24 protein-coding genes are annotated in these 26,835 nt (G+C 67.8%); 13 read left to right on the forward strand and 11 right to left on the reverse strand.

Features of this window, described 5'->3' with window-relative positions; all coding sequences use genetic code 11:
* Position 1: 1 nt before the first annotated feature.
* Positions 2 to 934, forward strand: coding sequence for a 3-hydroxyacyl-CoA dehydrogenase (locus KCI33_RS15410; RefSeq protein WP_212525698.1), 933 nt, complete (start codon positions 2 to 4; stop codon positions 932 to 934).
* 15 nt (positions 935 to 949) lie between these two features.
* Complete coding sequence (locus KCI33_RS15415) at positions 950 to 1,879, forward strand: 3-keto-5-aminohexanoate cleavage protein (RefSeq protein WP_212525699.1); 930 nt, start codon at positions 950 to 952, stop codon at positions 1,877 to 1,879.
* 120 nt (positions 1,880 to 1,999) lie between these two features.
* Here KCI33_RS15415 and KCI33_RS15420 read toward each other — a convergent pair whose 3' ends face one another.
* Entirely contained in the window at positions 2,000 to 2,698 is a 699-nt protein-coding gene (locus KCI33_RS15420) for a cyclic nucleotide-binding domain-containing protein (RefSeq protein WP_212525700.1), read from the reverse strand.
* 259 nt (positions 2,699 to 2,957) lie between these two features.
* Here KCI33_RS15420 and KCI33_RS15425 point away from each other — a divergent pair, with 259 nt between their 5' ends.
* The 10 genes from KCI33_RS15425 to glp all read left to right on the forward strand — a co-directional run bounded on the left by KCI33_RS15425 (position 2,958) and on the right by glp (position 16,027).
* Positions 2,958 to 4,328, forward strand: a complete 1,371-nt coding sequence (locus KCI33_RS15425) for a nitrate/nitrite transporter (protein ID WP_212525701.1) — start codon at positions 2,958 to 2,960, stop codon at positions 4,326 to 4,328.
* 70 nt (positions 4,329 to 4,398) lie between these two features.
* Positions 4,399 to 6,006, forward strand: coding sequence for an antiporter (locus tag KCI33_RS15430; protein WP_212525702.1), 1,608 nt, complete (start codon positions 4,399 to 4,401; stop codon positions 6,004 to 6,006).
* 66 nt (positions 6,007 to 6,072) lie between these two features.
* Entirely contained in the window at positions 6,073 to 9,804 is a 3,732-nt protein-coding gene (locus KCI33_RS15435; RefSeq protein ID WP_212525703.1) for a nitrate reductase subunit alpha, read from the forward strand.
* Positions 9,801 to 11,324, forward strand: a complete 1,524-nt coding sequence (gene narH / locus KCI33_RS15440) for a nitrate reductase subunit beta (protein WP_212525704.1) — start codon at positions 9,801 to 9,803, stop codon at positions 11,322 to 11,324. Before KCI33_RS15435 ends, narH begins: the two co-directional genes overlap by 4 nt.
* Positions 11,324 to 12,034, forward strand: coding sequence for a nitrate reductase molybdenum cofactor assembly chaperone (gene narJ, locus KCI33_RS15445; protein ID WP_212525705.1), 711 nt, complete (start codon positions 11,324 to 11,326; stop codon positions 12,032 to 12,034). The genes narH and narJ overlap by 1 nt, the downstream gene beginning before the upstream one ends.
* An 11-nt stretch (positions 12,035 to 12,045) precedes the next feature.
* Positions 12,046 to 12,768 (forward strand): respiratory nitrate reductase subunit gamma, encoded by a 723-nt coding sequence (gene narI / locus KCI33_RS15450; protein ID WP_212525706.1) that lies wholly within the window; start codon positions 12,046 to 12,048, stop codon positions 12,766 to 12,768.
* Positions 12,769 to 12,772: 4 nt separating this feature from the next.
* The gene (locus KCI33_RS15455) at positions 12,773 to 13,573 is read left to right on the forward strand and encodes a peptidylprolyl isomerase (RefSeq protein WP_212525707.1); all 801 of its coding nucleotides are present in this window, start codon (positions 12,773 to 12,775) and stop codon (positions 13,571 to 13,573) included.
* A 12-nt stretch (positions 13,574 to 13,585) separates the two neighbouring features.
* Positions 13,586 to 14,158, forward strand: coding sequence for a hemerythrin domain-containing protein (locus KCI33_RS15460; protein WP_212525708.1), 573 nt, complete (start codon positions 13,586 to 13,588; stop codon positions 14,156 to 14,158).
* On the forward strand, positions 14,148 to 14,765 hold the full coding sequence (locus KCI33_RS15465) for a carbonic anhydrase (RefSeq protein ID WP_212525709.1): 618 nt from the start codon (positions 14,148 to 14,150) through the stop codon (positions 14,763 to 14,765). The genes KCI33_RS15460 and KCI33_RS15465 overlap by 11 nt, the downstream gene beginning before the upstream one ends.
* Positions 14,762 to 16,027: a gephyrin-like molybdotransferase Glp gene (glp, locus tag KCI33_RS15470; protein ID WP_212525710.1), complete on the forward strand. Its 1,266-nt coding sequence runs from the start codon at positions 14,762 to 14,764 to the stop codon at positions 16,025 to 16,027. Before KCI33_RS15465 ends, glp begins: the two co-directional genes overlap by 4 nt.
* 19 nt (positions 16,028 to 16,046) lie before the next feature.
* Here glp and KCI33_RS15475 read toward each other — a convergent pair whose 3' ends face one another.
* The 10 genes from KCI33_RS15475 to KCI33_RS15520 all read right to left on the reverse strand — a co-directional run bounded on the left by KCI33_RS15475 (position 16,047) and on the right by KCI33_RS15520 (position 26,390).
* Positions 16,047 to 16,562 carry a DUF2478 domain-containing protein gene (locus KCI33_RS15475; protein ID WP_212525711.1) on the reverse strand — a complete coding sequence of 172 codons (516 nt, stop codon included), beginning with the start codon at positions 16,560 to 16,562 and terminating at the stop codon, positions 16,047 to 16,049.
* A 286-nt stretch (positions 16,563 to 16,848) separates the two neighbouring features.
* Positions 16,849 to 17,754: an NAD(P)-dependent oxidoreductase gene (locus KCI33_RS15480; RefSeq protein WP_212525712.1), complete on the reverse strand. Its 906-nt coding sequence runs from the start codon at positions 17,752 to 17,754 to the stop codon at positions 16,849 to 16,851.
* 2 nt (positions 17,755 to 17,756) lie between these two features.
* Positions 17,757 to 18,968, reverse strand: a complete 1,212-nt coding sequence (locus tag KCI33_RS15485; RefSeq protein ID WP_212525713.1) for a hypothetical protein — start codon at positions 18,966 to 18,968, stop codon at positions 17,757 to 17,759.
* A 30-nt stretch (positions 18,969 to 18,998) separates the two neighbouring features.
* Positions 18,999 to 19,964, reverse strand: coding sequence for a D-2-hydroxyacid dehydrogenase (locus KCI33_RS15490; RefSeq protein ID WP_212525714.1), 966 nt, complete (start codon positions 19,962 to 19,964; stop codon positions 18,999 to 19,001).
* Positions 19,964 to 20,911 (reverse strand): D-2-hydroxyacid dehydrogenase, encoded by a 948-nt coding sequence (locus tag KCI33_RS15495; protein WP_212525715.1) that lies wholly within the window; start codon positions 20,909 to 20,911, stop codon positions 19,964 to 19,966. Before KCI33_RS15495 ends, KCI33_RS15490 begins: the two co-directional genes overlap by 1 nt.
* Before the next feature lie 22 nt (positions 20,912 to 20,933).
* Positions 20,934 to 21,833, reverse strand: a complete 900-nt coding sequence (locus KCI33_RS15500; RefSeq protein WP_212525716.1) for an ABC transporter permease — start codon at positions 21,831 to 21,833, stop codon at positions 20,934 to 20,936.
* A 2-nt stretch (positions 21,834 to 21,835) separates the two neighbouring features.
* Positions 21,836 to 22,783, reverse strand: a complete 948-nt coding sequence (locus KCI33_RS15505; RefSeq protein ID WP_212525717.1) for an ABC transporter permease — start codon at positions 22,781 to 22,783, stop codon at positions 21,836 to 21,838.
* Positions 22,783 to 23,793, reverse strand: coding sequence for an oligopeptide/dipeptide ABC transporter ATP-binding protein (locus KCI33_RS15510; protein ID WP_212525718.1), 1,011 nt, complete (start codon positions 23,791 to 23,793; stop codon positions 22,783 to 22,785). Before KCI33_RS15510 ends, KCI33_RS15505 begins: the two co-directional genes overlap by 1 nt.
* Entirely contained in the window at positions 23,783 to 24,796 is a 1,014-nt protein-coding gene (locus KCI33_RS15515) for an ABC transporter ATP-binding protein (RefSeq protein WP_212525719.1), read from the reverse strand. Before KCI33_RS15515 ends, KCI33_RS15510 begins: the two co-directional genes overlap by 11 nt.
* A gap of 79 nt (positions 24,797 to 24,875) precedes the next feature.
* Positions 24,876 to 26,390, reverse strand: a complete 1,515-nt coding sequence (locus tag KCI33_RS15520) for an ABC transporter substrate-binding protein (RefSeq protein WP_212525720.1) — start codon at positions 26,388 to 26,390, stop codon at positions 24,876 to 24,878.
* A 213-nt stretch (positions 26,391 to 26,603) separates the two neighbouring features.
* On the opposite strand from KCI33_RS15520, the gene KCI33_RS15525 reads away from it, so the two are divergent.
* A complete protein-coding gene (locus KCI33_RS15525; protein ID WP_212525721.1) occupies positions 26,604 to 26,765 on the forward strand; it encodes a hypothetical protein in 162 nt (53 codons plus the stop codon).
* Positions 26,766 to 26,835: the final 70 nt, after the last annotated feature.

The following is a 26,835-nucleotide window of genomic DNA, read 5'->3' on the forward strand; positions in this document are numbered from 1 at the left end:
CATGACGGATACGGTTGCCATCATCGGGGCGGGCCTCATCGGCCGCTCCTGGAGCGCGCTTTTCGCCCGCGCCGGATATCAGGTGCAGGTCTGGGACGCCGACCCGGGCGTTCTCGACCGCTTTGCCGGTGACATTGCCACGCTCTGCGACACGCTCGTTGCGGAGAAGCTGCTCACGGACCGCAACGGCACGCTCGCGCGCATTCGCACATGCCCGACCCTGGAAGAGGCGGCCGCGGGCGCGAGCTTCGTTCAGGAGAACGCCCCCGAGCGGATCGAGTTCAAGCAGGATCTCTTCGCCCGGCTCGACGCCGCCACCGCGCCTGAGGCGATCATCGCCTCGTCCACGTCCGCCATCGTCGCCTCGCGCTTCACCGAGGGGCTGACGCACCGGGAGCGCTGTCTCGTCTGCCACCCGGCCAATCCGCCGCATCTCATCCCGGTGGTGGAACTCTGCCCCGCCCCCTGGACCGCGACCGAAACGCTGGACCGCGCCGAGGCGATCTATGCGCGGATGGGCCAGGTGCCGGTGCGCATGACCGCCGAACGCGACGGCTTCGTCCTGAACCGTCTGCAGGGCGCGCTGCTGGCCGAGGCGCTGCGGCTTCTGGGCGAGGGCGTCGTCTCGGTCGAGGGTCTGGATGCCACGATCAAGGACGGGCTGGGGCTCCGCTGGGCGCTGATGGGGCCGATCGAGACCATCGACCTCAACGCTCCGGGCGGCATCGTCGATTACGCCACGCGCTACGGCGGCTTCTACGCCCGCCTCGCCCAGGACCCCGCGAGTCCCGAGGTCTTTTCCATCGAGAATGCCGAGAAGATCGCCGCCGCATGGCCGCAGGACCGCAGCCCCGAAAGCATCCGCGCGCGACAGGACCGGCGCGATGGGCGCCTTGCCGCGCTGCGCCGCCACCTCGCGTCCGAACAAAGCTAACCCAAGGAGACCAACATGGCCAAACCCCGCAAGGTGATCATCTCCTGCGCCGTCACGGGCGCGATCCACACGCCGTCGATGTCCGAGCACCTGCCCGTGACACCGTCCGAAATCGCCGAGGCCGCCATAGGCGCCGCCGAGGCCGGGGCGGCGATCGTCCACCTGCACGCCCGCGATCCCCAGGACGGCCGCCCGGACCAGACGCCCGAGGCCTTCACGCCTTTTCTCAAGGTCATCAAACAGGCCTCGAACTGCGTGGTGAACATCACCACCGGCGGCGCCCCCACCATGACCATCGAGGAACGCATCCGCCCCGCCGAAACGCACCGGCCCGAGGTCGCCTCGCTCAACATGGGGAGCATGAACTTCGGCCTCTTCCCGATGCTGAAACGGTTTCCGAACCTCAAGCACCAGTGGGAGCGGGATTACATCAGCAACAAGAACATCATCTTCTCCAACAGCTTCGGACAGGTGGAACACATCCTGACGACGCTCGGGCCGCTCGGAACGAAGTTCGAGTTCGAATGCTACGACACCTCGCACCTCTATAACCTCAAGCACTTCTTCGACGCGGGGCTGGTGAAGGCGCCGCTCTTCATCCAGACGGTCTTTGGCCTCATGGGCGGGATCGGCGCGCATCCCGAGGATGTAATGCACATGAAGCGCACGGCAGACCGGCTTTTCGGCGATCAATACCGCTGGTCTGTGCTGGGGGCGGGGCGCAACCAGATGCCCATCGCCGCCATGGCCGCCGCCATGGGCGGGCATGTGCGCGTGGGGCTTGAGGATTCGCTCTGGGTGGGCCCCGGGCAATTGGCCCGTAGCAACGCCGAACAGGTGGCCAAGGCGCGGCAGATCATCGAGGGGCTCGGGCTGGTGCTTGCCACGGCCGATGAGGCGCGCGAAATCCTCGAACTGAAGGGGGCCGACAAGGTGGGGTTCTGATCCGCCCGCCCCTTCGCCGGGGCGGACACGCTTCCTGATGGGGCTAGGCCCGGTGGCAGGTCACCCGGACGTTGCCCGCCCGGCTGATCGGCGTCCGGCCACGCCAGCCGCCTTGCGGCGTCAGGTGCCGGGATCGTCGATCAGCGGGGTGGGCTTGGCAAAACGGGTGAGATCATCGCGGTCCGCGATCGTGACCTTCAGCCCGTCGATCTCCAGCCCGTATTCGCCCAGCGTGCGCAGCGCGCGCGACAGGTTCTCGGGTGTCATGCCCAGTTGCGAGGCGATCTTGCGCTTCTCGATGGGCAGCTCGAAGCTGGGGGCGCCGCCCGCGAGTTCCTGCCGGCGCAGCATGTAATTGGCCAGCCGCTCGGTCGAGGTCCGCAGCTTGAGGTTCTTGCTGGCCTTGATCACGCTGCGGTAGCAGGCGGCAAGCTCGGTGACCACGGCGCGGGCAAAGGCGTTGTCCTTGTCGAACACGGCGCGCACATCCTGCGAGGGCAGCAGGACGATGCGCGACTTTTCCAGCGTGCGGGCCGACATCAGGTAGGGCGCATCGCGCACCGTGGCGGCCAGGATGAAGGTTCCGACCGGGCGCACGATCGCCATCGTGGTTTCGCGGTTGTTCCAGTTCGAGAACAGCTCGACCATGCCGTCGGCGACGATGTGCAGGAAGTCGCTGGGCTCGCCCTCGGAAATCAGTTCGATCTGGGGCGGGAAGGTCTGGAAATAGGCAACCCGCATCAGTTCCTGAAAATTTTCCTCCTCCATCTCGTGGAACAGGGGCAGCGACCTGATTCCCTCGAAATCCTTTTCCTTCATTCCCTCGAAGCCCCTGTGTCGGTTCGCGGCATAGGTGGGCCGGCCGTTTGATATTTGTCAATTGCTGACGTGGCGTATTACTGGTCATCGCTTGAGGGTCAAGCGTGCGGCACATGATCTACAGCTTAGCAGAACTTATTTCGCCCCTCCACACGCCGTTTCTTGATCTCGATCAAGCCCTTGGACTCAGGGGCACGTTCTGGTGCCCGGAAATCGAAGCGGCGGGCCTGCCAGCCGTGCGCAGCCAGGAGGACTTGTCATGAATACACTCGCAGGGGTGACACGCGGCGATCAGTATCGCGCGCTGGGCCTCAGCACCTTCGCCTTCACGGTGTGTTTCGCCGTGTGGACGATCTTCTCCATCATCGGGGTGAAGATCAAAGGCGAGCTGGGTCTCTCGGAAAGCCAGTTTGGCCTTCTGGTCGCGACGCCGGTCCTGACCGGGTCGGTCAGCCGGATCTTCCTCGGCGTGTGGACCGAGCAGTTCGGCGGGCGCCTGATGTTCCCGCTGCAGATGCTGACCACGGCGGTCTGCGTCTGGCTGCTGACCTCGGTCAGCAGCTATCCGGTCTTCCTGCTTGCGGCGCTGGGGCTGGGCCTGGCGGGCGGGTCCTTCATCATCGGCATCGCCTACACCTCGCGCTGGTTCGACAAGGAACATCAGGGCACCGCCCTGGGCATTTTCGGCGCCGGCAACGTGGGCGCCGCGGTGACCAACTTCGCCGCGCCCTTCCTCGTGGTCGCGGTCGGCTGGGAAGGCACCGCGCGCATCTACGCCATCGTGCTGGCCGCCACCGCGGTGCTGTTCTACCTGCTGGCCAAGAACGACCCCGTGCACGAGGCGCGCAAGCGCACCGGCGAGGGGCCTGTCTCGACCGCGGATCAGCTGGCGCCGCTGAAGAACATCCAGGTCTGGCGTTTCGCCACCTATTACTTCTTCGTCTTTGGCGGTTTCGTCGCCTTTGCCTCGTTCCTGCCGCGCTACTACGTCGGCGCCTATGGGCTGGAACTGACCACCGCGGGCGTCTTTGCGGGTCTCTACTCGCTGCCGGGCTCGGTGTTCCGGGCGCTGGGCGGCTGGATGTCGGACCGCTGGGGCGCGCGTTTCGTGATGTATCTGACCTTCATCGTCTCGCTCGTTATCCTGTTCATCCTCAGCTACCCCGAGACCAGCTACACCGTCGCCGGCATCACCGGGCCGATCACCTTCGACTTCGGCATCTCGGTCGGTGTCTTCGTCGCGCTGACCGTGGTGCTGGGCTTCGTGATGAGCCTCGGCAAGGCGGCCGTCTACAAGCACATCCCGGTCTACTACCCGTATCACGTCGGCTCGGTCGGCGGGCTCGTGGGCATGATCGGCGGCCTGGGCGGGTTCTTCCTGCCCATCGCCTTCGGCGCGCTGCTTGACCTGACGGGAGTGTGGACCGCGCCCTTCATGCTGACCTTCGTGCTGGTCGCGATCATGACCGTGTGGATGCACGTCGCCATCCGCCGGATGGAGCGCCGCCGCCACCCGGGCCTCGAGGAGGAGCGCTTCCTGTCGGACGTTCCCGACAAGCCGCTGGCCGCCCCCGCAAGCGGCCGGCCCGAGGCAGAGGCCGCCTCTGCCGCCGGGCGCCCGGCGCAATGACAATGACACCGGGGGGCGGGCAGCGCGCGCCTGTCCCCCGCCATGCAATCCCAGAAAGACGGAGAGTGTCGTGGGACAAGACCTGAGAAACTGGAACCCCGATGACGAGGCCTTCTGGGCGTCAAAGGGCAAGGCGATCGCCAACCGCAACTTGTGGATTTCGATCCCGTCGCTTCTGTGCGGCTTCGCCGTGTGGGTGTATTGGGGGATCATCACCGTGCAGATGCTCAACCTGGGCTTTCCCTTTGAAAACGCCCAGTTGTTTACCCTGACGGCCATCTCGGGCCTGACGGGTGCGACGCTGCGCATCCCCTCAACCTTCTTCATCCGCATCGCGGGCGGGCGGAACACGATCTTCTTCACCACCGCGCTGCTGATGATCCCGGCCGCCGGCACCGGCTTCGCGCTGCGCGATCCCGAGACCCCGCTGTGGGTGTTCCAGGTGCTGGCCTTCCTGTCGGGGATCGGCGGCGGCAACTTCGCCAGCTCGATGTCCAACATCAGCTTCTTCTTTCCCAAGAAGATCCAGGGCTACGCGTTGGGGATGAACGCGGGGCTGGGCAATTTCGGCGTGACCACGATGCAGATCCTGATCCCGCTGGTAATGACCTTCGCCTTGTTCGGCGGCGAGCCGATGATCCTGGTCAACACCTCGGGCACGCTGATCGGCAAGATCCCCGCAGGCTCCGAGACCTATATCCACAACGCGGGCTTCGTCTGGCTGCTGTTCCTGGTGCCGCTTGCCTTCGCCGGCTGGTTTGGCATGAACAACATCCGAGATCCGCATGTCTCGCCCGACATCCCCGGCCCGATCGGCGCCTTCTCGATCATCTCGGTGATGCTGCTGATCGGCTTCGTGACCGCGGCCTTCGGCCTGTGGCTGATGCTGCCGGCGGACGTGGGCGGCTCGGGCTTCAACGTGTCGAAATGGATCGCCCTGCCGGTCGTGATCGCGCTGACCGTGGGCCTGCTCAAGATCCTGCCCGGCCAGGTCGGCCAGAACCTGACCCGCCAGTACCGGATCTTCGGCAACAAGCACACCTGGGCGATGACCGTCATCTACACCATGACCTTCGGCAGCTTCATCGGCTTCTCGGCGGCGCTGGCGCTGACGATCAAGGTGGTGTTCGGCTTCCAGCATGTCGAAGTGGACGGGGTGCTGACCCACACCACGGTCAACGCCAACGGCCCCTCGGCGCTGATGTATGCCTGGATGGGCCCGTTCATCGGCGCGCTGATCCGCCCGGTGGGCGGCATGTTGGCCGACAAGCTGGGCGGAGCCCGTGTGACGCAGTGGATCTCCTATGTGATGGTCGTCTCCGCGCTGGGCGTCGCCTATTTCATCCAGAAGGCCTACGGTTCGGCCACACCGGAGCAGTATTTCCTGCCCTTCCTGGGGCTGTTCCTGATCCTGTTCGCGGCCACCGGCATCGGCAATGGCTCGACCTTCCGCACCATCGCCGTGGCCTTCGACAAGGAGCAGGCCGGACCGGTGCTGGGCTGGACCTCGGCGGTGGCGGCCTACGGCGCCTTCATCATCCCCAAGGTCTTCGGCGAGCAGATGAGCGCCGGCTCCCCGCAATACGCGCTCTACGGCTTCGCGGTCTTCTACCTGCTCTGCATCGTGATCAACTGGTGGTTCTACCTGCGGCCGAACGCCTACATCCAGAACCCCTGATCGCCACGGTTTAACGGGTGGCGGTCGCACGGCCGCCGCCCCAATTCGCATCATTGGAGGCACGAGATGAGCCACCTTCTCGACAGACTGAACTTCCTCAAGCCCAAGGAGCTGGAACAGTATTCCGACGGCTGGGGCCAGGTCACCAAGGAAGACCGCGGCTGGGAAGACACCTATCGCAACCGCTGGCGCCACGACAAAGTGGTGCGCTCCACCCACGGGGTGAACTGCACCGGATCATGCAGCTGGAAGATCTACGTCAAGTCGGGGATCGTCACCTGGGAGACCCAGCAGACCGACTATCCCCGCACCCGCCCGGGCCTGCCCAACCACGAGCCGCGCGGCTGCGCGCGCGGCGCGTCCTACAGCTGGTATCTTTATTCGGCCAACCGGGTGAAGCACCCGCTGGTGCGCGGCCGGCTGCTGAAGATGTGGCGCGAGATGCGCAAGGCCAAGTCGCCGATCGAGGCCTGGACCGCGATCCAGAGCGACCCGATCCTGCGCGCCGAATACACGAAAATCCGGGGCAAGGGCGGCTTCGTGCGCGCCAGCTGGGATGAGGCGACCGAGATCACCGCGGCGGCGAACGCCTACACGGCCAGGAGATACGGCCCCGACCGGGTTTTCGGCTTCTCTCCGATCCCGGCGATGTCGATGGTCTCCTACGCGGCCGGCGCGCGCTACCTGTCGCTGCTGGGCGGCACGGTGATGTCCTTCTACGACTGGTATTGCGATCTGCCGCCGGCCAGTCCGCAGACCTGGGGCGAGCAGACCGACGTGCCGGAATCGGCGGATTGGTACAACGCCGGCTTCCTGCTGATCTGGGGCTCGAACGTGCCGCAGACGCGGACCCCTGACGCGCATTTCTACACCGAGGCGCGCTATCGCGGCACCAAGTCGGCGGTGATCTGCCCGGACTATTCCGAAGCCTCGAAATTCGGCGACATCTGGCTGAACCCCAAGCAGGGCACCGACAGCGCGCTGGCCATGGCCATGGGCCATGTCATCCTGCGCGAGTTCCACCTCGACCGTCAGGCCGAGTATTTCGAGGATTACGCGCGCAAATACAGCGACATGCCCATGCTCGTCCGCCTCGACGAGAAGGGCGGCCGGCTGGTGCCGGGGCGCATGCTGCGCGCGGATGACTTCTCCGACAAGCTCGGCGAGAGCAACAACCCCGAATGGAAGACCGTCGCCTATGACGAGACCACCGGTAAGCCGGTCGTCCCCAACGGCTCGATCGGGTTCCGCTGGGGCGAGGAGGGCAAGTGGAACCTCGAAGAGCGCGCCGGAAAGACCGAGGTCAAGCTGCGCCTGAGCCAGATCATGGAAGAGCACCACGACGAGGTGGTGGGCGTCGATTTCCCCTATTTCGGCGGCGCGGCCACCGCGAACTTCGTCAAATGCGAACACCCCGAGGTGCTGACCCGCAACATCCCGGCGCGCAAGCTGACGCTGGCCGATGGCGAGGAGGTCTATGTCGCCACCGTCTTCGACCTGTTCTGCGCCAATTACGGGCTCGACCGGGGTGTGGGCGGCGACTGGGTGACGCGGTCCTACGACGACGACATGCCCTACACCCCGAAATGGGCCGAGAAGATCACCGGCGTCTCCGCCGACAAGATCATCACCGTCGCGCGCGAGTTCGCGCTGAACGCCGAGAAGACCCACGGCAAGTCGATGGTCATCCTCGGCGCCGGCCTGAACCACTGGTATCACATGGACATGAACTACCGCGGCATCATCAACATGCTGGTGATGTGCGGCTGCGTGGGCCAGTCGGGCGGCGGCTGGAGCCACTATGTCGGCCAGGAGAAGCTGCGCCCGCAGACCGGCTGGACGCCGCTGGCCTTCGCGCTGGACTGGGGGCGCCCGCCGCGGCACATGAACTCGACCAGCGCGTGGTATGCCCATACAGACCAGTGGCGCTACGAGACGCTCTCGGCGCAGGAGATCCTGTCGCCGACCGCGCCTGAGGGCGACTGGGACGTGTCGCTGATCGACTACAACATCCGCGCCGAACGCATGGGCTGGCTGCCCTCGGCGCCGCAGCTCAAGACCAACCCGCTGGAGGTCGCGAAGGCGGCCAAGGCCGAGGGCAAGGACATCCCGGTCTATGTCGCCGAGAAGCTGAAGTCGGGAGAGCTGCAGATGTCCTGCGAGGACCCCGACGCGCCCGAGAACTGGCCGCGCAACCTCTTTGTGTGGCGGTCGAACCTGCTGGGCTCCTCGGGCAAGGGGCACGAGTATTTCCTCAAGCACCTGCTGGGCACCGATCACGGCATCCTCGGCAAGGATCTGGGCGAGGAAGGCCGCGCCAAGCCGAAGGAGGCCGTCTGGCACGACCAGGCGCCGCAGGGCAAGCTGGACCTGCTGGTCTGCATCGACTTCCGCATGTCCACCACGGCGGTCTATGCCGATGTCGTTCTGCCCACCGCCTCGTGGTATGAGAAGAACGACCTCAACACCTCAGACATGCACCCGTTCATTCACCCGCTGCAGGCGGCGGTGGACCCGGCCTATGAGTCCAAGTCAGACTGGGAAATCTTCAAGGCCATCGCGAAGAAGTTCCAGGAGGTCGCCCCCGAGATCCTCGGCAAGGAGACCGATATCGTCCAGGCGCCGATCCTGCACGACACGGCGGGCGAGCTGGCCCAGCCCGAGGTGAAGGACTGGAAGAAGGGCGAATGCGACCTGATCCCGGGCAAGACCGCGCCGAACTACATTGCGGTCGAACGCGATTATCCCGCGCTCTACGACCGCTTCGTGGCCGTGGGACCGCTGATGGACAAGCTCGGCAATGGCGGCAAGGGCATCGGCTGGGACACCAAGCACGAGATCGAGGAACTGCGCCAACTCAACGGCACCTGGGCGGACGGACCGGCCAAGGGCTGCCCGAAGATCGTCACCGACATCGACGCCACCGAGGTCATCATGATGCTGGCGCCCGAGACCAACGGCCAGGTGGCGGTCAAGGCATGGCACGCGCTGGAGAAACCCACCGGCCGCCAGCACGCGCATCTGGCCGAGGGGCAGGAGCACACCAAGATCCGCTTCCACGATATCGCCGCGCAGCCGCGCAAGATCATCAGCTCGCCCACCTGGTCGGGCATCGAAAGCGAGGAGGTCTGCTACAACGCCGGCTACACCAATGTGCATGAGCTGATCCCCTGGCGCACCGTGACCGGCCGCCAGCAACTCTATCAGGATCACCTGTGGATGCGCGCGTTTGGCGAGGCGCTGTGCCAATATCGCCCTCCGGTCGATCTGAAGACCGTCACCGCGGCCGTGAACACGGATGCCGACAGCAAGCATGTGGTGCTGAACTTCATCACGCCGCACCAGAAATGGGGCATCCATTCGACCTATTCGGACAACCTCCACATGCTCACGCTGAACCGCGGCGGGCCGGTGGTCTGGCTCTCCGAGGCTGACGCCCGGAAGGCCGGGATCGAGGACAACGACTGGGTCGAGGCCTACAACGTCAACGGCGCGCTGACCGCGCGGGCCGTGGTGTCGCAGCGCATGAAGGAAGGCACGATCTTCATGTATCATGCGCAGGAAAAGATCGTGAACACGCCGGGCTCCGAAAAGACCGGCCTGCGCGGGGGCATCCACAACTCGGTCACCCGCGCCACGCTGAAACCCACTCACATGATCGGCGGCTATGCCCAGTTGGCCTATGGCTTCAACTACTACGGCACGGTCGGGTCGAACCGGGACGAATTCGTCATCGTCCGCCGGATGCAGAAAATCGACTGGCTTGACCAGCCCGCAACCCAGGAGGCAGCGGAATGAGAGTACGCGCACAGATCGGCATGGTGCTGAACCTCGACAAATGCATCGGGTGCCACACCTGTTCCGTCACCTGCAAGAACGTCTGGACCTCGCGCGACGGCGTCGAATACGCCTGGTTCAACAACGTCGAGACCAAGCCGGGCATCGGCTATCCCAAGGACTGGGAGAACCAGAACCGCTGGAAGGGCGGCTGGGAGCGCAATTCCCGGGGCCATATCCAGCCCAAGCAGGGCGCCAAGTGGCGCATCCTGGCCAACATCTTCGGCAACCCCTCGCTGCCCGAGATCGACGATTATTACGAGCCGTTCGATTTCGACCACGATCACCTCAAATCGGCCCCCGAGATGAAGGCCTTCCCGACCGCGCGCCCCTATTCCAAGATCACCGGAGAGCGGATCGAGAAGATCGAGTGGGGCCCGAACTGGGAGGAGATCCTGGGCGGCGAGTTCGCCAAGCGCAGCCAGGACTACAACTTCGAGGGCGTGCAGAAGGAGATCTACGGGGAATACGAGAACACCTTCATGATGTATCTCCCCCGGCTCTGCGAGCACTGCCTGAACCCGACCTGCGCGGCGTCCTGCCCCTCGGGCGCGATCTACAAGCGCGAAGAGGACGGCGTGGTCCTGATCGACCAGGAGAAGTGCCGCGGCTGGCGGATGTGCGTCTCCGGCTGCCCCTACAAGAAGGTCTATTACAACTGGGACACCGGCAAGTCCGAGAAATGCACCTTCTGCTATCCTCGGATCGAATCCGGCATGCCGACGGTCTGTTCGGAAACCTGCGTGGGGCGCATCCGCTATCTCGGCGTGGTGCTCTATGACGCCGACGCGATCGAGAAGGCGGCCAGCGCCGAGCGCACCACCGACCTCTACGACGCGCAGCTTGACGTGTTCCTCGACCCCCACGATCCGGTGGTCCGGGACATGGCGCTGGCCGATGGCGTGCCGGCCGAATGGATCGAGGCGGCGCAGAACTCGCCGGTCTGGAAGATGGCGATGGAGTGGAAGGTCGCCTTTCCGCTGCACCCGGAATACCGGACGCTGCCGATGGTGTGGTATATCCCGCCGCTCAGCCCGATCCAGAACGCCGCCGAGGCGGGCCGGCTGGGCCATGACGGCGAGATGCCGGATGTGCGCAACCTGCGCATCCCGCTGAAATACCTCGCCAACATGCTGACCGCCGGCGACGAGAAGCCGGTGGCCCAGGCACTGGAGCGGATGCTGGCCATGCGCGCCTACATGCGCGCCAAGACCGTGGATGGCGTCATCGACGAGGCCATCGCCGCCAGGGTGGGCCTGTCGGGCCGGGTGATCGAGGACATGTACAAGATCATGGCCCTTGCGGATTACGAGGACCGTTTCGTGATCCCAACCACCCACCGCGAACTGGCCGAAGAGGCGATGGATATCCGCGGCGGCTGCGGTTTCACCGACGGCAACGGCTGTTCGACGGGCGTCTCGGAGGGGACGCTCTTCGGCGGCAAGAAGAAGAAATTCACCCTGCCTTCGGAGGCGTTCTGATGACCGTGACACTCAAGGCCCTGTCGGCGCTGCTGACCTATCCCGGCCCGGACCTGCAGACCGCGGTCAGCGAGATCCGGGGCGTGCTGGCCTCGGAGGGGCTCATCCCCGACGAGGCCCTCGCCGCGCTCGAACCGCTGCTCAAGGATATCGAGATGGCGGATATCTACGATCTGCAGGAGCGGTTCGTGACGCTGTTCGACCGCTCCCGTTCGCTGTCGCTGAACCTGTTCGAACATGTCCACGGCGAAAGCCGCGACCGCGGCGGGGCGATGCTGGATCTGCTGGAGACTTACCGCGCCGGAGGGTTCGAACCGGTGACAGAGGAACTGCCCGATCACCTGCCGGTGTTGCTGGAGTTCCTGTCGCAACGCCCGCTGGGCGAGGCGCGCGAGATCCTGTCGGACGCGGCGCATATCCTTGAGGTCCTGCGCCGGCGGCTGGAACGCCGCGAGAGCCCATATGCGCCGGTCTTCGCGGCGCTGGTGCAGCTCTCGGGCGCCACGGCCGACGGCGACAGCGTGGCCGAGATGCTGGCCCAGCCCGATGACGATCCCAACGACCTGGAGCAGCTCGACGCCGTCTGGGAGGAGGCCGAGGTCACCTTCGGCCCCGACCCGAATGCCGGCTGCCCGCAGGTGCGCGACATGCTCGCGCGCATGGATACACCCCTGACGCCCGCGCCGGCCCGGCCGGCCGCGGCAGAGTGATGGAGGCTCTGATGCACAATTTCCTGTTCGGGATTTACCCCTACATCGCGCTTTCGGTGGCCATCCTCGGCTCGATCGCGCGCTATGAGCGCGACCCGTTCACCTGGAAGACCTCGTCCTCGCAGCTGTTGCGCCGCAAGCAGCTGATCCTGGGGTCGGTGCTGTTCCATGTCGGCGTTCTGGTCATCTTCTTCGGTCACCTGATCGGCCTGCTGACCCCGATCCAGGTCTTCGACGCGCTGGGCATCAGCCACGGCGCCAAGCAGCTGCTGGCCGTGATCGCCGGGGGCATTGCCGGTGTCATGGCGCTGGTCGGGGGGGGGATCCTGTTCCACCGCCGCTGGACCGATCCGCGCATCCGCCAGACCTCCAGCTTCGCCGATATCGCGATCCTGGCGATGCTGTTGGCGCAGCTGGTGCTGGGGGTGGGCACGATCTTCGTCTCGCTGCAGCATCTCGACGGGTACGAGATGACCAAGTTCATGGCCTGGGCGCAGGGCATCTGGACCTTCGACGGGCAGGCGGCCAGCTACATCGCGGATGTGCACTGGCTGTTCAAGATGCACCTGTTCCTGGGGCTGACGATCTTCCTCGTGTTCCCCTTCACGCGGCTGGTGCACATGCTGTCGGTGCCGCTGCGTTATTTCACGCGGCCGGGCTACCAGATTGTGCGCTCGCGCCGGCAGGAGCCGCTGCCCGAGCGCGACGCGACCCGCGTCAAGCCGGCGGAGTGAGGCGATGACGGCCCTGTTCCCAGACGTCACCGTCAACGGTGTTCCGCTGTCCTCCGCCGCGATCGCGGCGGAGGCGCAGAACCACGCCGCGCCGGCCGGCAAGCCGGGCCTCGCCTGGCGCCGCGCGGCGCGCGCCCTGGTCATCCGCGAGCTGATGCTGCAACAGGCCGCCCGACTGGGGCTGGCCGCGACCCCGCGCGAATTGGCCCCGGGCCGGTTCGAGACCGAAGAGGAGGCCCTCATCCGCGCCGTGACGGAAGAGTGCATCGTGCCCGAGCCGGTTTCGGACGACCGGATCCGTGCCACCTATGACGCGGCCCCCGAACGGTTCCGCGCGCCCGACCTTTGGCAGGTCTCGCATATCCTCTACGCGGCGGCCCCCGACGATGCCGCGGCCCGCGCCGCGGCGCGCGCGCAGGCGGCGGCCACGCTGGAGCGTCTGGCGCGGGAGCCACGCGCCTTCGGCCGGATCGCCGCGGAGGAAAGCGCCTGTCCCTCGCGCGACGCCCGCGGGCAGCTGGGCCAGATCGGCCCGGGCGACACGGTGCCCGAATTCGAGGCCGCCTTCGCCGGTCTGGCCGAGGGCGAAATCCGCGCCGAGCCGGTGGAGACCCGCTATGGCCTGCATGTCCTGCGCATGGATGCCTGCGCGAAGGGCGCGGTCCGGCCCTTCGAGGCCGTGCGCGCCGAGATCACCGAGGCTCTGGCCAAGGCGGCCTGGTCGCAGGCCGCGCAGCGGTTCGTGGCCGACATGATCGCGCGCGCCGAGGTGACCGGGATCGACCCGGCCGCCCCCATCGTCTGAGGAGGGGGTGTCGTGACCGCGCCGAGCCCCCCGCAGAGCGCGCCTGCCGGCGACGGCGGGGACGACGGCATCGATATGCGCCGTCATGCCAATCCGCTCGATGCGCTGGCGGCCGATCACCAGCGCCAGCGGGGGCTGGCCGAGGACCTCAGGGCGCTGGCCGATGCCGACCGGCCCGATCCGGCGCTCGCCCGCGACCTGCTGGCGCGAATCGAGGGGGAACTTCCCCTGCACATGCTGGACGAGGACGCCGATCTGTTCCCGCTCCTGCGTCGGCGCGCTCTGCCCGAGGACGATCTCGACGGTTTCCTCCAACGGCTGGAAGCCGAGCATGACGAGATCGCCCGGCTGGAGGAGGCCGTCGTCGAGGGGTTGCAGGCGGTGATTGCCGGGGGCGCGCTGCCCGACCCGTCCGCGTTGCACGGCTTCGCCGACGCGAACAGCCGTCACATGAAGCTCGAGAATGCCGTCATCCTGCCCCTGGCGCGGGCGCGCCTGACCCCGGACGACCTGATCAGCCTGCGGCTGCGCATGGGCGCGCGCCGCGGGATCGACATGACCAGAGAGGACAACGATGCTCAATGATCTGCTGCGCGGGAATGTGGCCTGGTCCGCCGAGCGCCACGCCAAGGAACCCGGCTATTTCGCCCGGCTGGCCACGCGCCAGACGCCCGAATTCTTCTGGATCGGCTGTTCCGACAGCCGCGTGCCGGCCAACGTGATCGCCGGGCTGGACCCAGGTGAGGTCTTCGTCCATCGCAACGTCGCCAACGTGATCCATTCCTCCGACATGAACATGCTCAGCGCGCTGGAATTCGCGGTCGAGGCGCTGAACATCCGCGAGATCATCGTCTGCGGCCATTACGGATGCGGCGGCGTGCGCGCCGCGACCGAGGACATGCCGCACGGCCTGGCCGACCACTGGCTTGAGCCGATCCGGCGCCTTGCCCGGCGCTATGCCGATCAGCTGTCCGTCATCGAGGACGTCGAGACCCGCCGCGACCGCCTGTCCGAGCTGAACGTGATCGAGGGGGTGGCGCGGGTGGCCGAGACCCCGATCCTGCGCGACGCCTGGCGCCGCGGCGATCCGGTCAAGGTGCACGGGCTGATCTACGGGCTGAGGGACGGGCTGCTGCGCAATCTCGATTGCACAATCTCCAGGGAAGCCGCGCAGCTGGAGGGTTTCGCATGACCGTTCAGCCCCGCCGTCACGCCGCAGGCTGCGATTGCGACGCCGCCGCCGCCGGCCTGATGCCCCTGGACGAGGCTTTGCGCCGCGGTCTGGCCCTGGCCGATCCGGTGACCGGGACCGAGACGCTGCCGCTTTCGGCGGCGCTGGGCCGGATCACCGCCTCGCCCGCCCGCGCGCCCGTGCCGCTTCCGCCCTTCGACAATTCCGGGATGGATGGCTACGCGCTGCGGCTGGCCGACCTGACGGGAGAGGGGCCCTGGACCCTGCCCGTGGCCGGCGCGATCGCCGCCGGCGACGCGCCGCGGGAGGATCTGCCGCCCGGCGCGGCGCTGCGCATCCTGACCGGCGCGCCGGTGCCCGCGGCGGCCGATGCAGTGATCATGCAGGAAAAGGTGCGCCGTGCCGGCGGCAGCATATGTTTCGACCACCGCCCCGCGCCGGGCGAGAATATCCGCCGCCGCGGCGAGGACCTGCGGGAAGGCGCCGAGATCCTGCCCGCCGGGGTCGAGATCGGCCCGCGCGAGGCCGCCGCGCTGGCCGCCATCGGCGCTGGCGCCGTGGCGCTGCGACGCAGGCTGCGGGTGGCGATCTTTGCCACCGGCAGCGAGCTGCGCGAGCCCGGAGAGCCGCTGGCGCCCGGCCAGATATGGAACTCCAACCGCTACATGCTGCGCGCCGCGCTGGACCGGCCCTGGATCGCGCTGCGGGATCTGGGCCGGGTGGCCGACGACCCGGTCGCGCTGGCCGAAAGCCTGCAAGGCGCCGCGCGGGACGCGGACATGATCGTCACCACCGGCGGCATCTCCGTCGGCGACGCCGACCACATGCCGCGCCTGCTGCGCGATCTGGGCGGCGACATCCACGCCATGCGGATCGCCATGAAACCGGGCAAGCCGGTCACGCTGGGGCAGTTGGGGCAGGCGATCTATGTGGGCCTGCCGGGCAACCCGGTTTCGGCCTTCGTGACCTGGCAGGTGCTGGGCTGGCCGGTGCTGTGCCGGCGCGCGGGGCTCGCCCGGTCGGGCCTGCCGCGCATGGTCCTGCCGCTGGCCCATCCGGTCCGGCGCAAGCCGGGACGTCAGGAATTCCGCCCCGCCCGGCTGATCCGCTGTCCCGAGACGGGTGACGAGAGGCTTGAACTGCTCAGCACCTCCTACTCGGCGCGCGTGGCGCTGCTGGCGGCGGCGGACGGGCTGGCCGTGCTGCCGGCCGACATGGTCGGCGCCGGGGCGGGGGAGCGGCTGGAATTCCTGCGGTTCTGACGTGAAGCGGGCGCGGCGCTCAGGCGACGAGCGCCGCCATCGCCGCCATGCACCAGGCCCGGATCGCGCCCTGTTCCGGCGGCAAGACGTCGGCCAGCCCGCCGGCGAAGGCGTTGAAATCCTCGGCATTGTGGCGCCCGACGCCCAGCAGCACCGGCAGCCCGCGCTCCAGCGCGATGCCGATTGCGTCGCGGAAGCCGTGGCCGTCGGCTTCGTGCTGGCCGAATTTGTTGAGGAGGAAGATGTCGGCCGGGGCGGCCAGTCGCGCCTCGACTTCGAAGACCGCGCGCTCCAGCGCCCCGGCGTCCAGACGGCAACCGCGGGAGCCGGGCCCCAGATCCTGCGTGATCGCGATTTCGGGGCCGTCGGGCAGCACCTGAAGGTCCATGTCGCAGGGGTGGGAGCCGGCGCGCCCGTTGGCCGCGCGGACCACCCCCACCGGGATCCGCCGCTGGTCGAGCAGCCATTGCGCCGTTTCGGTCAGAAGACGGTCGGTTTCGCCGCTGACGGCAGAAGAAATGGCTGCGATCCGCATGGCTGTGTCTCCGTTTCAAAACCGGGCAGGGGCCCCGGACAGGCGCGACTCGGGCAGCCGGCCCGGGTCGAGACTAGGCGAAGTGTGGAGTGGATGAATTGACTTATATCAACCGGGGATGCGGCGGCATGTGAACGCGCCTTGCTTCGGAACGGGGCTATCCGGCCCCGCGTTTCCCTTGCTGTTCACGCCGGAGCGCTTCACGCACCCCGGGCGCGGGGGCAATGTCCCCTGATTTCGCGGGCGCCTGCCCCGGCGGGAATCGATCCGGTGGCGAAAGGGCCACTCAGCCAAGCCGGCCGGGTTGCTGTCCGGCGACAAGCAGGCGCGCGATGTCCTCGGCGTAGACGATCTCGGAATCGTCCATCGGTGCATAGCCCAGCTTGTTGCGCCCGGTGTCGAGCGACCAGAAGGCGCGGGTGTTGTCGGAGATGCCATAGGCGACCAGCCAGGGCACGCCGCCCTCTCCCTCGATCGTCGGAGCCTCGGCCGCGGCGCGGAACAGCTCGGCGCAGTCGCGGGGGCTGAGATAGGCGCCGAGCGCGCGCTTGAACCCGGCCACGCCGGTCAGCTTGGGCAGCGATGTCCGTGCCGGCTCCGCGCCGGGCGCGTAACGTGTCGCGTCGATCGGGTAGGGCGAGCCGATGCGCAGGCTGACCACCTCCATCCTGCGGCCGAAGGTGCCGCAGGCATAGGGGAAGCCGAGCAATTCGTAGGACGCCTTGGCCCAACCGTAGAAATTGTCCGACAGCGGGTAGTCGCCGGGCGAGACCAACTCGCGCTGACGGGTGTGGACCTGGGCGTGCTCATGCCAGTCGGCTGCGTGGTTGGAGGAAACCATCACCACCCGCCGCACCCCCGCGTCGAATGCCTGGCGGTAGATCCGCTGGGCGAGCTGGATGTTTTTCAGCTCGACATCGAAACGATCGATTTGCGGAGGTTCGAGGCAATAGACATCGGCCTGCGCCGAGGAGTGGAGATAGGCGCTGTGCACCACCACGTCGATGCCGCTGAAAAGGTCCCGCAGGGCGTCGTCGCTGGCCCCCACCAGGTCGCAGGGCCGGAACTCAGCGCCCTGCGGCAGCGTTTCTGGCGCGCGCATGTCGGTCAGGCGCAGGTCGTGTCGCCCGGCCAGCCCGGCCAGGCCCATCAGGGCGACATGCCCCGAGGCGCCGGTGACAAGGATCTTCATGGTCATTCTCCCTTTGCGAGCGCGCTGCCGATCCAGTCGAGGCGGTCCAGCGGCATCATGGCGTAGTGGTAGAAGGCGAGGCTGGCGGCGCCCGCCGCGCGGGCGACTCCGACCTTGGCGCGCAGGTTGTCGGGGCCGTCGCAATCGACCGCCAGCGGCCGCAACGCGACAGCGAGCCGCGTGTCCGCGCCCAAAGCCTCGCGGTAGCGGCGCAGCTGCGCCGCCAGCCGCTCGGGGCTGCCGGTGTAGCCCAGCACGACATATTCGTCGCATTCCGCGGCCACCGCCGCGGGATCGATGCCCAGCAGATCTCCGGCGACGGCGATCAGGTCGTCTTCGGCCGACACGCCCGGCAGCACATGGGCCATCGCACCGCCGTGGTCGATGAAGGACAGTGCGACGCCCGAGGGCTCCAGCGCCGCCTTCACCTCGGCCACCAGCGAGGTGACCACGGCGCGGCGCGCCTGCCCGAAGCGCGCCAGGGCCTCGGCAGCGCTCTCGCTCAGCGCGGGGGTGACGGGCGGCTGGCCCTGCCAGACCGGCGCCAGTGCGTGGCGGATATGATCCGCAAGGGAATCGGTGTTGACGCCCGCCCTCTCGCCGACCGCCCGGCAATGCGGGCAGAAGCACAGCGACATCAGCGCCCGCGCCCAGCCCGGCAGGGCGATCAGGTAGCGTTCGTGGTGCTCGCCATGCTCCAGCGTGCGGTAGTGCAGGCTTTCGGCCAGAAGCCGGTCGACCGGGTAGCGCGCGATGTCGCCGGCCAGCGCGCGGCAGTAGCGTCGGACGTCGGGGTTGGCGGGGCAGAGGTCCGACAGATAGGCATCGCCATAGACATTGCGCGTGGCGCAGTCGGGCTGGGCAGCGGCCAGCCGCGAGTTGTGCAGGAAGATCGTCCAGGCGCTGACGGTCATGCCCCGTTCCCGCGCCGCGCCGCACAGCCCGTCCAGCACATCCACGCCCTCTGCGGCCTCGGCCAGCTTGGGGGCGAAGCCCGCGTCGTAGAGGTCGCGCCGGGCGTGGAACCAGGCGATGTCGCCCTCGTGGCGGTAGACGCGGTAGCGCGGGTTGTGGGGAAACACGTCGCGGGCGTCATGGTAGGTGGCCGAGAAGACGACATCCGTCGCCCCCGCCCGGTCCTGCAGGGCGTCGAGCACCTCAGGGGTGCCCTCATGCACCAGATCGGTGCCGAATACGAAAACCGAAGCGTTCATCATGTCTCTCCCCGGCCGATCACGGGCGGCCTAGTACCACAGCGATTTGTCCACGAGGTTGATCAGCGGCGCGCCCGCGGTGAAGCGCCTGGCGTTCTCGCACAGCACCGCCAGCCGGCGTTCCGGGATGTAGGGGCCGACCACCGCCACATGCGGCGTCAGCAGGGCGCGCGGCTCCTGCCAGAGCGGGTGCTCGGGCGGCAGCGGCTCCTCCTCGAACACGTCCAGCGCGACGCCGCCCAGCCGCCTGGCCCGCAGCGCCTCGGTCACCGCGTCGAGCCGCACGGTGGCGCCGCGGCCGATGTTGACGAACAGCGCCGAGGGCTTCATCAGCGCCAGCCGGGCCGCGTCGAACATCCCCTCGCTTTCGGGCGTGTGCGGCAGGGTCAGAACCACCGCGTCGGCCTGCGGCAGCAGCCGGTCGAGTTCGGAGGGCGGGTGCATCTCCTGCGTGCCCTCGGGGCAGTCGCTGCGGCGCGGGTCGATGCCGATCACCCGCGCGCCGAAGGCGGCCAACATCCGCCCGATCTCGGCGCCGATGCCGCCGACGCCGATGACCAGCACGGTGCTTTCGGGCAGATGCAGGATGTCCTCGTCGGCCAGGTGCCGCTCCCAGGCGCCGCGGGTCTGCTGGCGCATGTAGACCGGCAGGTTGCGCGCCATGCTCAGCAGCATCGCCACCGCATGGGTCGCCACATGGTCGTTGTAGATGCCGCGGAAGTTGGTGACCTGTGCGGGATGCGCGACCAGTTCGGGAAAGAAGAACCCGGCCGGCGGCGCGGCCATGGGCGCCTGCAGCCACTGCAGCTTGTCCGCCCGCGCCAGCAATTCGGGGTCGAGCGAGCCATAGGCCGCCGCCGCATCGGGCAGCAGCCTGAGCGCGGTCTCGCGGTTCGGCGCGATCTGCACGTTCAGGGCGGGGGCGGCCTCGGCCACGGCGCGGGCCCAGTCCTCGGTTAGCTCGTCGCTGGGCGGAAGCATCACGAAATTGCTCATCAGGTCCCCCTGGGAATGTCTTGGCCCAGCCGGTTGATCCAGCTGCCGGCGCCGGCGAAGGCCGCGAGGTTCTGGTCGAAGAGCACGCCCCAGCGTTTGCCGAACCCCGGGCTGGCGCCGCCGTTATGGGCGCTGATCACCACCTTGGGGTCGCGCCACAGCGGCGAGTCGGCGGGCAGCGGTTCGGTCGCGGTGACATCGAGGCCGGCGCCGCGCAGGCGGCCCGTGCTGAGCGCCCCGATCAGGGCCGGCTCATCGATCAGGCTGCCGCGCCCGACATTGACGATCCAGCCCGGCCCCAGCGCCTCCAGCTCGCGCGCGCCGATCACCGGGCGCCCGTCGGGGCGGGCGGGCGAGGCCAGCACCACGATATCGGCCCAGGCACAGGTCTCGGCCAGCCGGTCGGTGCCGCGGACGTCGGCGACCGGCCCGGCGTAACCGGCGGGATTGCGTTTCAGGCCCGCCACCGTCATCCCCCAGGCCTGGGCGCGGCGGGCGATCGCGTCGCCGATCCGGCCCAGCCCGATCACGGCCAGCTTCTTGCCCACCAGCTCTTCGCCGATCAGCGGCTCCCAGCGGGCGCGCTCCATGTTGCGTGCCGCCTCGCCGATGCGGCGGGTCAGGGCCAGCAGCAGGGCGAAGGCGTGTTCGGCCACGCAGTCGGTATGCACGCCCGCGGCGGTGGTCAGCACCACGCCCTGGGCGTCGAAACCCGCAAGCGGGTATTGCTCGAACCCCGCGCCGGTGCCGGCGATCCAGCGCAGCGAGGGCGTGAGAAAGGCGCTGTCCCAGGTGTGGGTGACCAGCACCTCGCCGCCGTCCGACAGCGCGGCGGCGACGCCCGCGCTGTCGGACGGGCTCAGGGCGGCAATGCCGGGATGGGCCTCAAGGTGTTCGCGCACGCCGGGGGGCAGGTTGGGGTGCAGCACGACAGAGGGCTTGGACATGGGATGCGGATCCGGGTCTGTGTCAGGTCAGGGTGTCGGTGCTTTTGCTGCTGCTGTGGCTGGGGTCCAGCACGTCGCGGATGGCGTCGCCCAGCACGTTGAAGGCCAGCATCAGCATCACCAGCGCGACGGTGGGCCAGATCACCAGCCAGGGCGCGATGGTGATGAAGTCGCGCCCCTTGGACAGCATGCTGCCCCAGTCGGCCTGCGGCGGGCTGACGCCCAGCCCGAGAAAGCTGAGCGAGGCGTAGGCCAGCTGCGCCGTCGACATGCTGAGCGCGGCCAGAACGATGACGGGCGGCATCACGTTGGGCAGGATGTGCCGGACCAGGATGGTCGGGGTGTTGACCCCCGCCAGCCGCGCGGCGTCCAGATATTCGCTGGTCTTGATGCTCAGCGCGCTGGCGCGGGCGATGCGGGCAAAGCGCGGCGAATAGACGATGGCGATGGCCAGCGAGGCGTTGAACAGCCCCGGCCCCAGCACCGCCACCAGGATGATCGCCAGAAGCAACGTGGGAAAGGCGAACAGCACGTCCTGGCTGCGGTTCAGCACGCTGTCGACCATGCCGCCGAAATAGCCCGAGATCACCCCGATCAGCACGCCGATAGCCATCGCGATCGAAACCGACAGGAAGGCCACCGCCACCGCGATCCGTGACCCGTCGATCACCCGGCTTAGGGTGTCGCGGCCCAGCTCGTCGGTGCCGAACCAATGCTGCGCGGAGGGCGCGGACAGCAGGTTGAGGTAATCGTTGGCGTTGGGGTCGTAGGGCGCGACCATCCGCCCGAACAGGGCGAGCAGGATGAACAGCGCCATGATGGCAAGTCCAAAGGCGCCGCCCTTGTGGCGCAGCAGCTGGTCCAGCAGGTAGGGCCGGCGCAGGCGGGTCTTGGGCAGCGGAGCGGAAGGGGCCGTGCTCATGGTCATCGTCCTCTCTGGCGGGGGTCGAGAAGGGGATAGAGAAGGTCGACCAGCGCGTTGATGATCACGAAGGCGGTGGCGAAGACCAGGGTGGTGGCGGTGACCATCGGGTAGTCGCGGGTGTTGATCGCCTCCAGCATGCCGCGGCCGAGCCCCGGCAGGCTGAAGATCTGCTCGACCACGATCAGCCCGCCCAGCAGGATGCCCAGCTGGAAGCCGATGAAGGTGACGATCGGCGGCAGCGCGTTGCGCAGCGCGTGCAGATACTCGATGCGCTTTTCGCGGACCCCGCCGGCGCGGGCGGTGACGACATAGGGCGCGTGCAGGACCTCAAGCATGGAGGCGCGGGTCATCTGCATGGTCATCGCGGTTATCGGGAAGGCGATGGTCAGCAGCGGCATCGCCATCGAGCGGACATGCATCACCGGGTCCTCGGACCAGGGGGTGAAGGAGACATGGAACAGGTCCGGCGCCCAGCGCGATCCGACCAGCAGCAGCAGGATGCCGATCACGAAGATCGGCACCGAGAAGGTGAACAGCAGCGTCACGCGGATCAGCACGTCCAGCCGCCGGTTGGCGTGGACCGCGGCGACGATGCCCGCCGGCAAGCCGATGGCGGTGGAGACCAGCAGGGTCAGCAGCGCCAGTTCCAGCGACACCGGGAACTGCCGGACCAGGTCCGAGGCGACGCTGCGGCCGGTGATCGGCGAGGTCCCGAAATCGCCCTGCAGGGCGTTGGCGAGCCAGTTGACGTATTGAACGGGCAGGGGCTTGTCGAGGCCCAGCCGCTGGCGCACGGCCTCGAACTGCTCCTGGGTCGCGCCCTCCTGCCCGACGATGACGCTGGTCATGTCGCCGGGGATCAGGGCCCCGAAGGCGAAGACCAGCGCCGACACCGCCAGCAGAACGAGGGCCACGCCCAGCAGGCGCATCACGATCATCTTGAGCATCACAGGGCCCCCTCTTGAGTGGCGACTTCCCCGGCCCCGGCCTCGGCATAGTGGCAGGCAACGAGATGACCCCGCCCGGCATCGCGCAGCAGCGGTTTCTGCTGGGCGCACAGATCGGTGGCCAGCGGGCAGCGGGTATGGAACCGGCAGCCGCTGGGCGGGTTCATCGGGCTGGGCACGTCGCCGCGCAGCGCGGTGTCGCCGCGGGCGCGCTCGTGCGCCGGATCGGGGAGCAGCGTGGCATTGCGCAGCGCCACCGAATAGGGATGCAGCGGCCGGCCGGAGAACTCCTCGGCGGCCGAGGCCTCGACCACTTCGCCGAGATACATCACGATCACCCGGTGGCTGATCGCCTGCACCGCGGCCAGGTCGTGGCTGATGAACAGGTAGGAGGTGCCGAGGTCCTCCTGCAGATCCAGCAGCAGGTTCAGGATCTGGGCCTGCAACGAGATGTCCAGCGAGGCGATGGATTCGTCATGCACCACGATCGCCGGGTCGGCGATCAGCGCCCGCGCGATCGAGGCGCGCTGCTGCTGCCCGCCCGACAGCTGATGCGGCTTGCGCGTGGCCAGCGCCGGGTCGAGCCCGACCAGCGTCAGCATCCGCTCCACCGCCTCGGCGGTATTGCGCACGCCCTTGGCCTGCAGTGGCTCGGCCACGCTGGCCCCCACCGTTCGGCGCGGGTTCATAGAACCCGAGGGGTTCTGAAACACCATCTGGAACTTTCGCCGGCGCTCCCTCCCGGCGGCGCCGGGTTCCCAGATATCGCCACCGTCGATCAGCACCCGGCCCTCCGAGGGCTGCAACAGCCCCACCGTCAGCCGCGCCAGGGTGGACTTGCCGCAGCCCGATTCGCCCACGATCCCTAGGGTCTCGCCGGCCTCGAGGTGCAGCGACACGCCGTCGACCGCGCGCAGCAGCCGGATGTCGCGGGCGCCGCGGCTTCGGACGTGGAACTGCTTTTTCAGGTTCTCGACCTGCAGCAGCGGGGTCTTGCCTTCAGACGCCATGCGGCACCTCCTGGGACAGGGCGGTCTCGTCCAGCGTCTCGCCGTTCTGGGTTTTCCAGCAGCGCGCCTTGTGACGCGCGCCCACGGCCAGCAGGTCCGGGTGGTTCTCGCAGCGGTCATCGGCGAAGACGCAGCGGTCGCGGAAGCGGCAGCCGGCGGGCAGGCGGCTCATGTCGGGGGGCGATCCGGGGAGGGTCGGAGTCTTCTGGCGGGGCCGGTCGGCCCTGGGGATGGAGCGCAGCAGCCCGCGGGTGTAGGGGTGGCGCGAATTTCCGAACAGCTCGTCCACGGGCGCCTCTTCGACGATCTCGCCGGCATACATCACCGCCACGCGATCGCACATCTTGGCGACCACTCCCATGTTGTGGGTGATCAGCAGCAGCGCGGTGCCGTGGTCGCGCGTGAGGTTTTTCATCAGGTCCAGCACCTGCGCCTGGATGGTGACGTCCAGCGCGGTCGTCGGCTCGTCCGCGATCAGCAGCTGCGGCTCGTTGATCATGCCCATGGCGATGACCACGCGCTGGCGCATGCCGCCCGACATCTGGTGCGGAAAGGAGGCCGCCTGGCGCTCGGGGTCGGGCATACCGACATCGGCCAGCGCGGCGTGGATGCGGCCGGCCGTCCCGTTGCCGCGCTCATGGGCGGTCAGGGCCTCGCGCATCTGCCAGCCCACGGAAAACGCCGGGTTGAGCGCGGTCATCGGGTTCTGGAACACCATGCCGCATTCGCTGCCGCGGCGCTGGCGCATCTCTTCCTCGTTCAGCGTCAGCAGGTCAGTGCCGTTCAGTTCGACGCGGCCGCCCACGATCCGTCCGGGCTTGGCCACGAGCCGCAGCACGGACATGGCGGTCACGCTCTTGCCCGAGCCGGATTCCCCGACCAGCCCCAGGGTCTCGCCCCGGGCGACGTCGAAGGACACGCCGTTTACGGCAGTGACGGTGCCGTGGCTGGTGTGGAAGCGCGTTGTGAGGTCTCTGACCCTGAGAACGGGCGGGGTGCTCAATGTTCCGGTTCCCGGCGAATGGTGAGGCAAAAGGGGCCGGGGCCACCCGACGCGCGGTCGGGCAGCCCCGGGGGAGGGGTCACTTCAGTGCCACGCCGGCCAGGAAGGTGCGCGAGATCGTGGCGTCGGGTTCGGCCGAGACGACGTGATCGCCATAGGCCACCCAGGCATTGCGCGCCGCGACGGTGATGTCGGGGAAGACCAGGTCATCCTGCATCACGGCGACCTCGGCCAGCTTCGCGGAATACTCCGCCGCCGGCCCGCTCTTGGCGGCGTTGATCAGGTCGTCCATCTCCTGCGGGTTGGGGCCCTGACGGCCCGGGCGCGGCATGAGATAGAACAGCGGATCCGCCTGGAAGGCGTATTCGTTGGTCATGATCTCGTATTTCGCCGAGTTCTGCTTATCCAGCCAGACGGCGGTCTGGTTGGCCTCGATGGTCACGCGGATGCCGGCCTGGGCCATCTGGCCCTTCAGGATTTCCGCGAAGCGGTCCAGGTAGGTGGCATAGCCCGCCAGGTGGTTCAGCGTGATGTCGATGCCGTTGGGATAGCCCGCCTTGGCCAGCAGTTCCTTGGCCTTGGCGATGTCCTGCTTCTGGTATTTCAGATCGGCCAGTTTCGGGCCCCAGCTGTAGGAGGGAGGCACCTGCGCGCTGGGCGTGGCCTCACCCAGGAAGGCGCCGGCGACGATCTCGTCGCGGTTCAGCGACAGCGACATCGCGCGGCGGAAGTCGGGGTTGCTGAAGGGCTCCAGGTTGGTGTTGATGTTCAGCCGCACCGTGTTGGTCGAGCTGACCGCGACGGTGGTAACCTCCGGCACGCGCTTGAGCTGCAGCATGCTTTCGGCGCTGGGGAACATCAGGTCGATCTGGCCCGACAGCATGGCCGCGATCTGCGCCGACTGCTCGGGCATGTAGCGGATCTTGAGGTTCTCGACCTTGGCGGCGGCCTCGGGGTTCCAGTAGTTGTCGTTGCGCTTCAGCACCAGCTCGCTGTTGGGCGCGTAGGAGACCAGCGCGAACGGGCCGGTGCCCAGCATTTCCTGCTTGGGATCGTGGCTCTTGACCCAATCCGCCTTCATGATGGCCGAGCCCACGACGAAGGGGCTGCCGAGGTTCAGCAGGAAACCCGCGTCGGGGCCGCTGAGGGTGAAGCGGACGGTGGCGTCATCGACCTTGGCGACCGAGACCAGCGATTTGAACCGGTCCTGCGCGTAGGGCAGGCCGTCGGCCTTGAGCCGCTCGAAGGAGAACACGACGTCATCGGCTGTGACCGCGCTGCCGTCCGAGAAACGGGCGCCGTCCCGCAGCGAGAAGTCGTAGACGGTGCCGGTCTCGTCGATCGTCCAGCTGCTGGCCAGCAGCGGCGTGATGGAACCGTCCAGCTCGGCGCGCACGAGGCCCTCGTAGACCAGCTGCCAGACATACCATGTCCGGATTTGCGACGACTGGATGGGGTCGAAGGTCTGAGGCACCACGTCCTCGGCGACGATCAGTGTGGACGCCCTGTCCTGGGCATTGGCGGCGCCGGTGGCCCCGAACGCAAGCAGGCCGGCCGCTGCCAGCCCCGCCAAGTTTCGAATCGCAGATCGCATCTGAATTCCTCTCCTGTTGTTGTGCGGAAACCGGGGTGCACAGCGGCCGATCGGGCCGGCTGTCCAGCTTCCTGATTGATCCGGCGCAGGAGTTTTTCTTTGTTCATTGAGATCCGACGCCGCGGCTAGTGTCGCGGCCAGATCGAGAAACAGGCCAATGCTGATTTGGTATCCGCTCATGCCCGCCGCGCATGGGCGGCGCCGGCGTCAGTTATGAAAAAACAGCATCAAACGATCCGCATACGGCATTTGCGCTTTGCCGGGGAATGGCTTTCCGTGAAAGAAAACCCTGACCCCACGGGACGCCGCGCCGCGGGCGATGGCGGCGGGGTCTTGCGCGGCATCGACGGCAACAGGATGAATGACGATGTATGATCTGCTCCTCAAGGGCGGCCGGGTGATCGACCCGGCGCAGGGCCTCGACGGTCTCTATGACGTGGCCTTC

The organism is Actibacterium sp. MT2.3-13A, from assembly GCF_018139985.1.
Classification (GTDB): Bacteria; Pseudomonadota; Alphaproteobacteria; order Rhodobacterales; family Rhodobacteraceae; genus JAGSOU01.

What these genes read in the sequence shown, in the direction of transcription:
- narI (WP_212525706.1), top strand. Translation starts at nt 12,046, where the DNA reads ATGCACAATTTCCTGTTCGGGATTTACCCCTACATCGCGCTTTCGGTG.
- KCI33_RS15525 (WP_212525721.1), top strand. Translation starts at nt 26,604, where the DNA reads ATGAAAAAACAGCATCAAACGATCCGCATACGGCATTTGCGCTTTGCC.
- KCI33_RS15420 (WP_212525700.1), bottom strand. Translation starts at nt 2,698, where the DNA reads ATGAAGGAAAAGGATTTCGAGGGAATCAGGTCGCTGCCCCTGTTCCAC.
- KCI33_RS15495 (WP_212525715.1), bottom strand. Translation starts at nt 20,911, where the DNA reads ATGTCCAAGCCCTCTGTCGTGCTGCACCCCAACCTGCCCCCCGGCGTG.
- KCI33_RS15510 (WP_212525718.1), bottom strand. Translation starts at nt 23,793, where the DNA reads ATGGCGTCTGAAGGCAAGACCCCGCTGCTGCAGGTCGAGAACCTGAAA.
- KCI33_RS15455 (WP_212525707.1), top strand. Translation starts at nt 12,773, where the DNA reads ATGACGGCCCTGTTCCCAGACGTCACCGTCAACGGTGTTCCGCTGTCC.
- KCI33_RS15500 (WP_212525716.1), bottom strand. Translation starts at nt 21,833, where the DNA reads ATGAGCACGGCCCCTTCCGCTCCGCTGCCCAAGACCCGCCTGCGCCGG.
- narH (WP_212525704.1), top strand. Translation starts at nt 9,801, where the DNA reads ATGAGAGTACGCGCACAGATCGGCATGGTGCTGAACCTCGACAAATGC.
- narJ (WP_212525705.1), top strand. Translation starts at nt 11,324, where the DNA reads ATGACCGTGACACTCAAGGCCCTGTCGGCGCTGCTGACCTATCCCGGC.
- KCI33_RS15520 (WP_212525720.1), bottom strand. Translation starts at nt 26,390, where the DNA reads ATGCGATCTGCGATTCGAAACTTGGCGGGGCTGGCAGCGGCCGGCCTG.
- KCI33_RS15485 (WP_212525713.1), bottom strand. Translation starts at nt 18,968, where the DNA reads ATGAACGCTTCGGTTTTCGTATTCGGCACCGATCTGGTGCATGAGGGC.
- KCI33_RS15415 (WP_212525699.1), top strand. Translation starts at nt 950, where the DNA reads ATGGCCAAACCCCGCAAGGTGATCATCTCCTGCGCCGTCACGGGCGCG.
- KCI33_RS15435 (WP_212525703.1), top strand. Translation starts at nt 6,073, where the DNA reads ATGAGCCACCTTCTCGACAGACTGAACTTCCTCAAGCCCAAGGAGCTG.
- KCI33_RS15490 (WP_212525714.1), bottom strand. Translation starts at nt 19,964, where the DNA reads ATGAGCAATTTCGTGATGCTTCCGCCCAGCGACGAGCTAACCGAGGAC.
- KCI33_RS15475 (WP_212525711.1), bottom strand. Translation starts at nt 16,562, where the DNA reads ATGCGGATCGCAGCCATTTCTTCTGCCGTCAGCGGCGAAACCGACCGT.
- glp (WP_212525710.1), top strand. Translation starts at nt 14,762, where the DNA reads ATGACCGTTCAGCCCCGCCGTCACGCCGCAGGCTGCGATTGCGACGCC.
- KCI33_RS15505 (WP_212525717.1), bottom strand. Translation starts at nt 22,783, where the DNA reads ATGCTCAAGATGATCGTGATGCGCCTGCTGGGCGTGGCCCTCGTTCTG.
- KCI33_RS15480 (WP_212525712.1), bottom strand. Translation starts at nt 17,754, where the DNA reads ATGAAGATCCTTGTCACCGGCGCCTCGGGGCATGTCGCCCTGATGGGC.
- KCI33_RS15425 (WP_212525701.1), top strand. Translation starts at nt 2,958, where the DNA reads ATGAATACACTCGCAGGGGTGACACGCGGCGATCAGTATCGCGCGCTG.
- KCI33_RS15410 (WP_212525698.1), top strand. Translation starts at nt 2, where the DNA reads ATGACGGATACGGTTGCCATCATCGGGGCGGGCCTCATCGGCCGCTCC.
- KCI33_RS15465 (WP_212525709.1), top strand. Translation starts at nt 14,148, where the DNA reads ATGCTCAATGATCTGCTGCGCGGGAATGTGGCCTGGTCCGCCGAGCGC.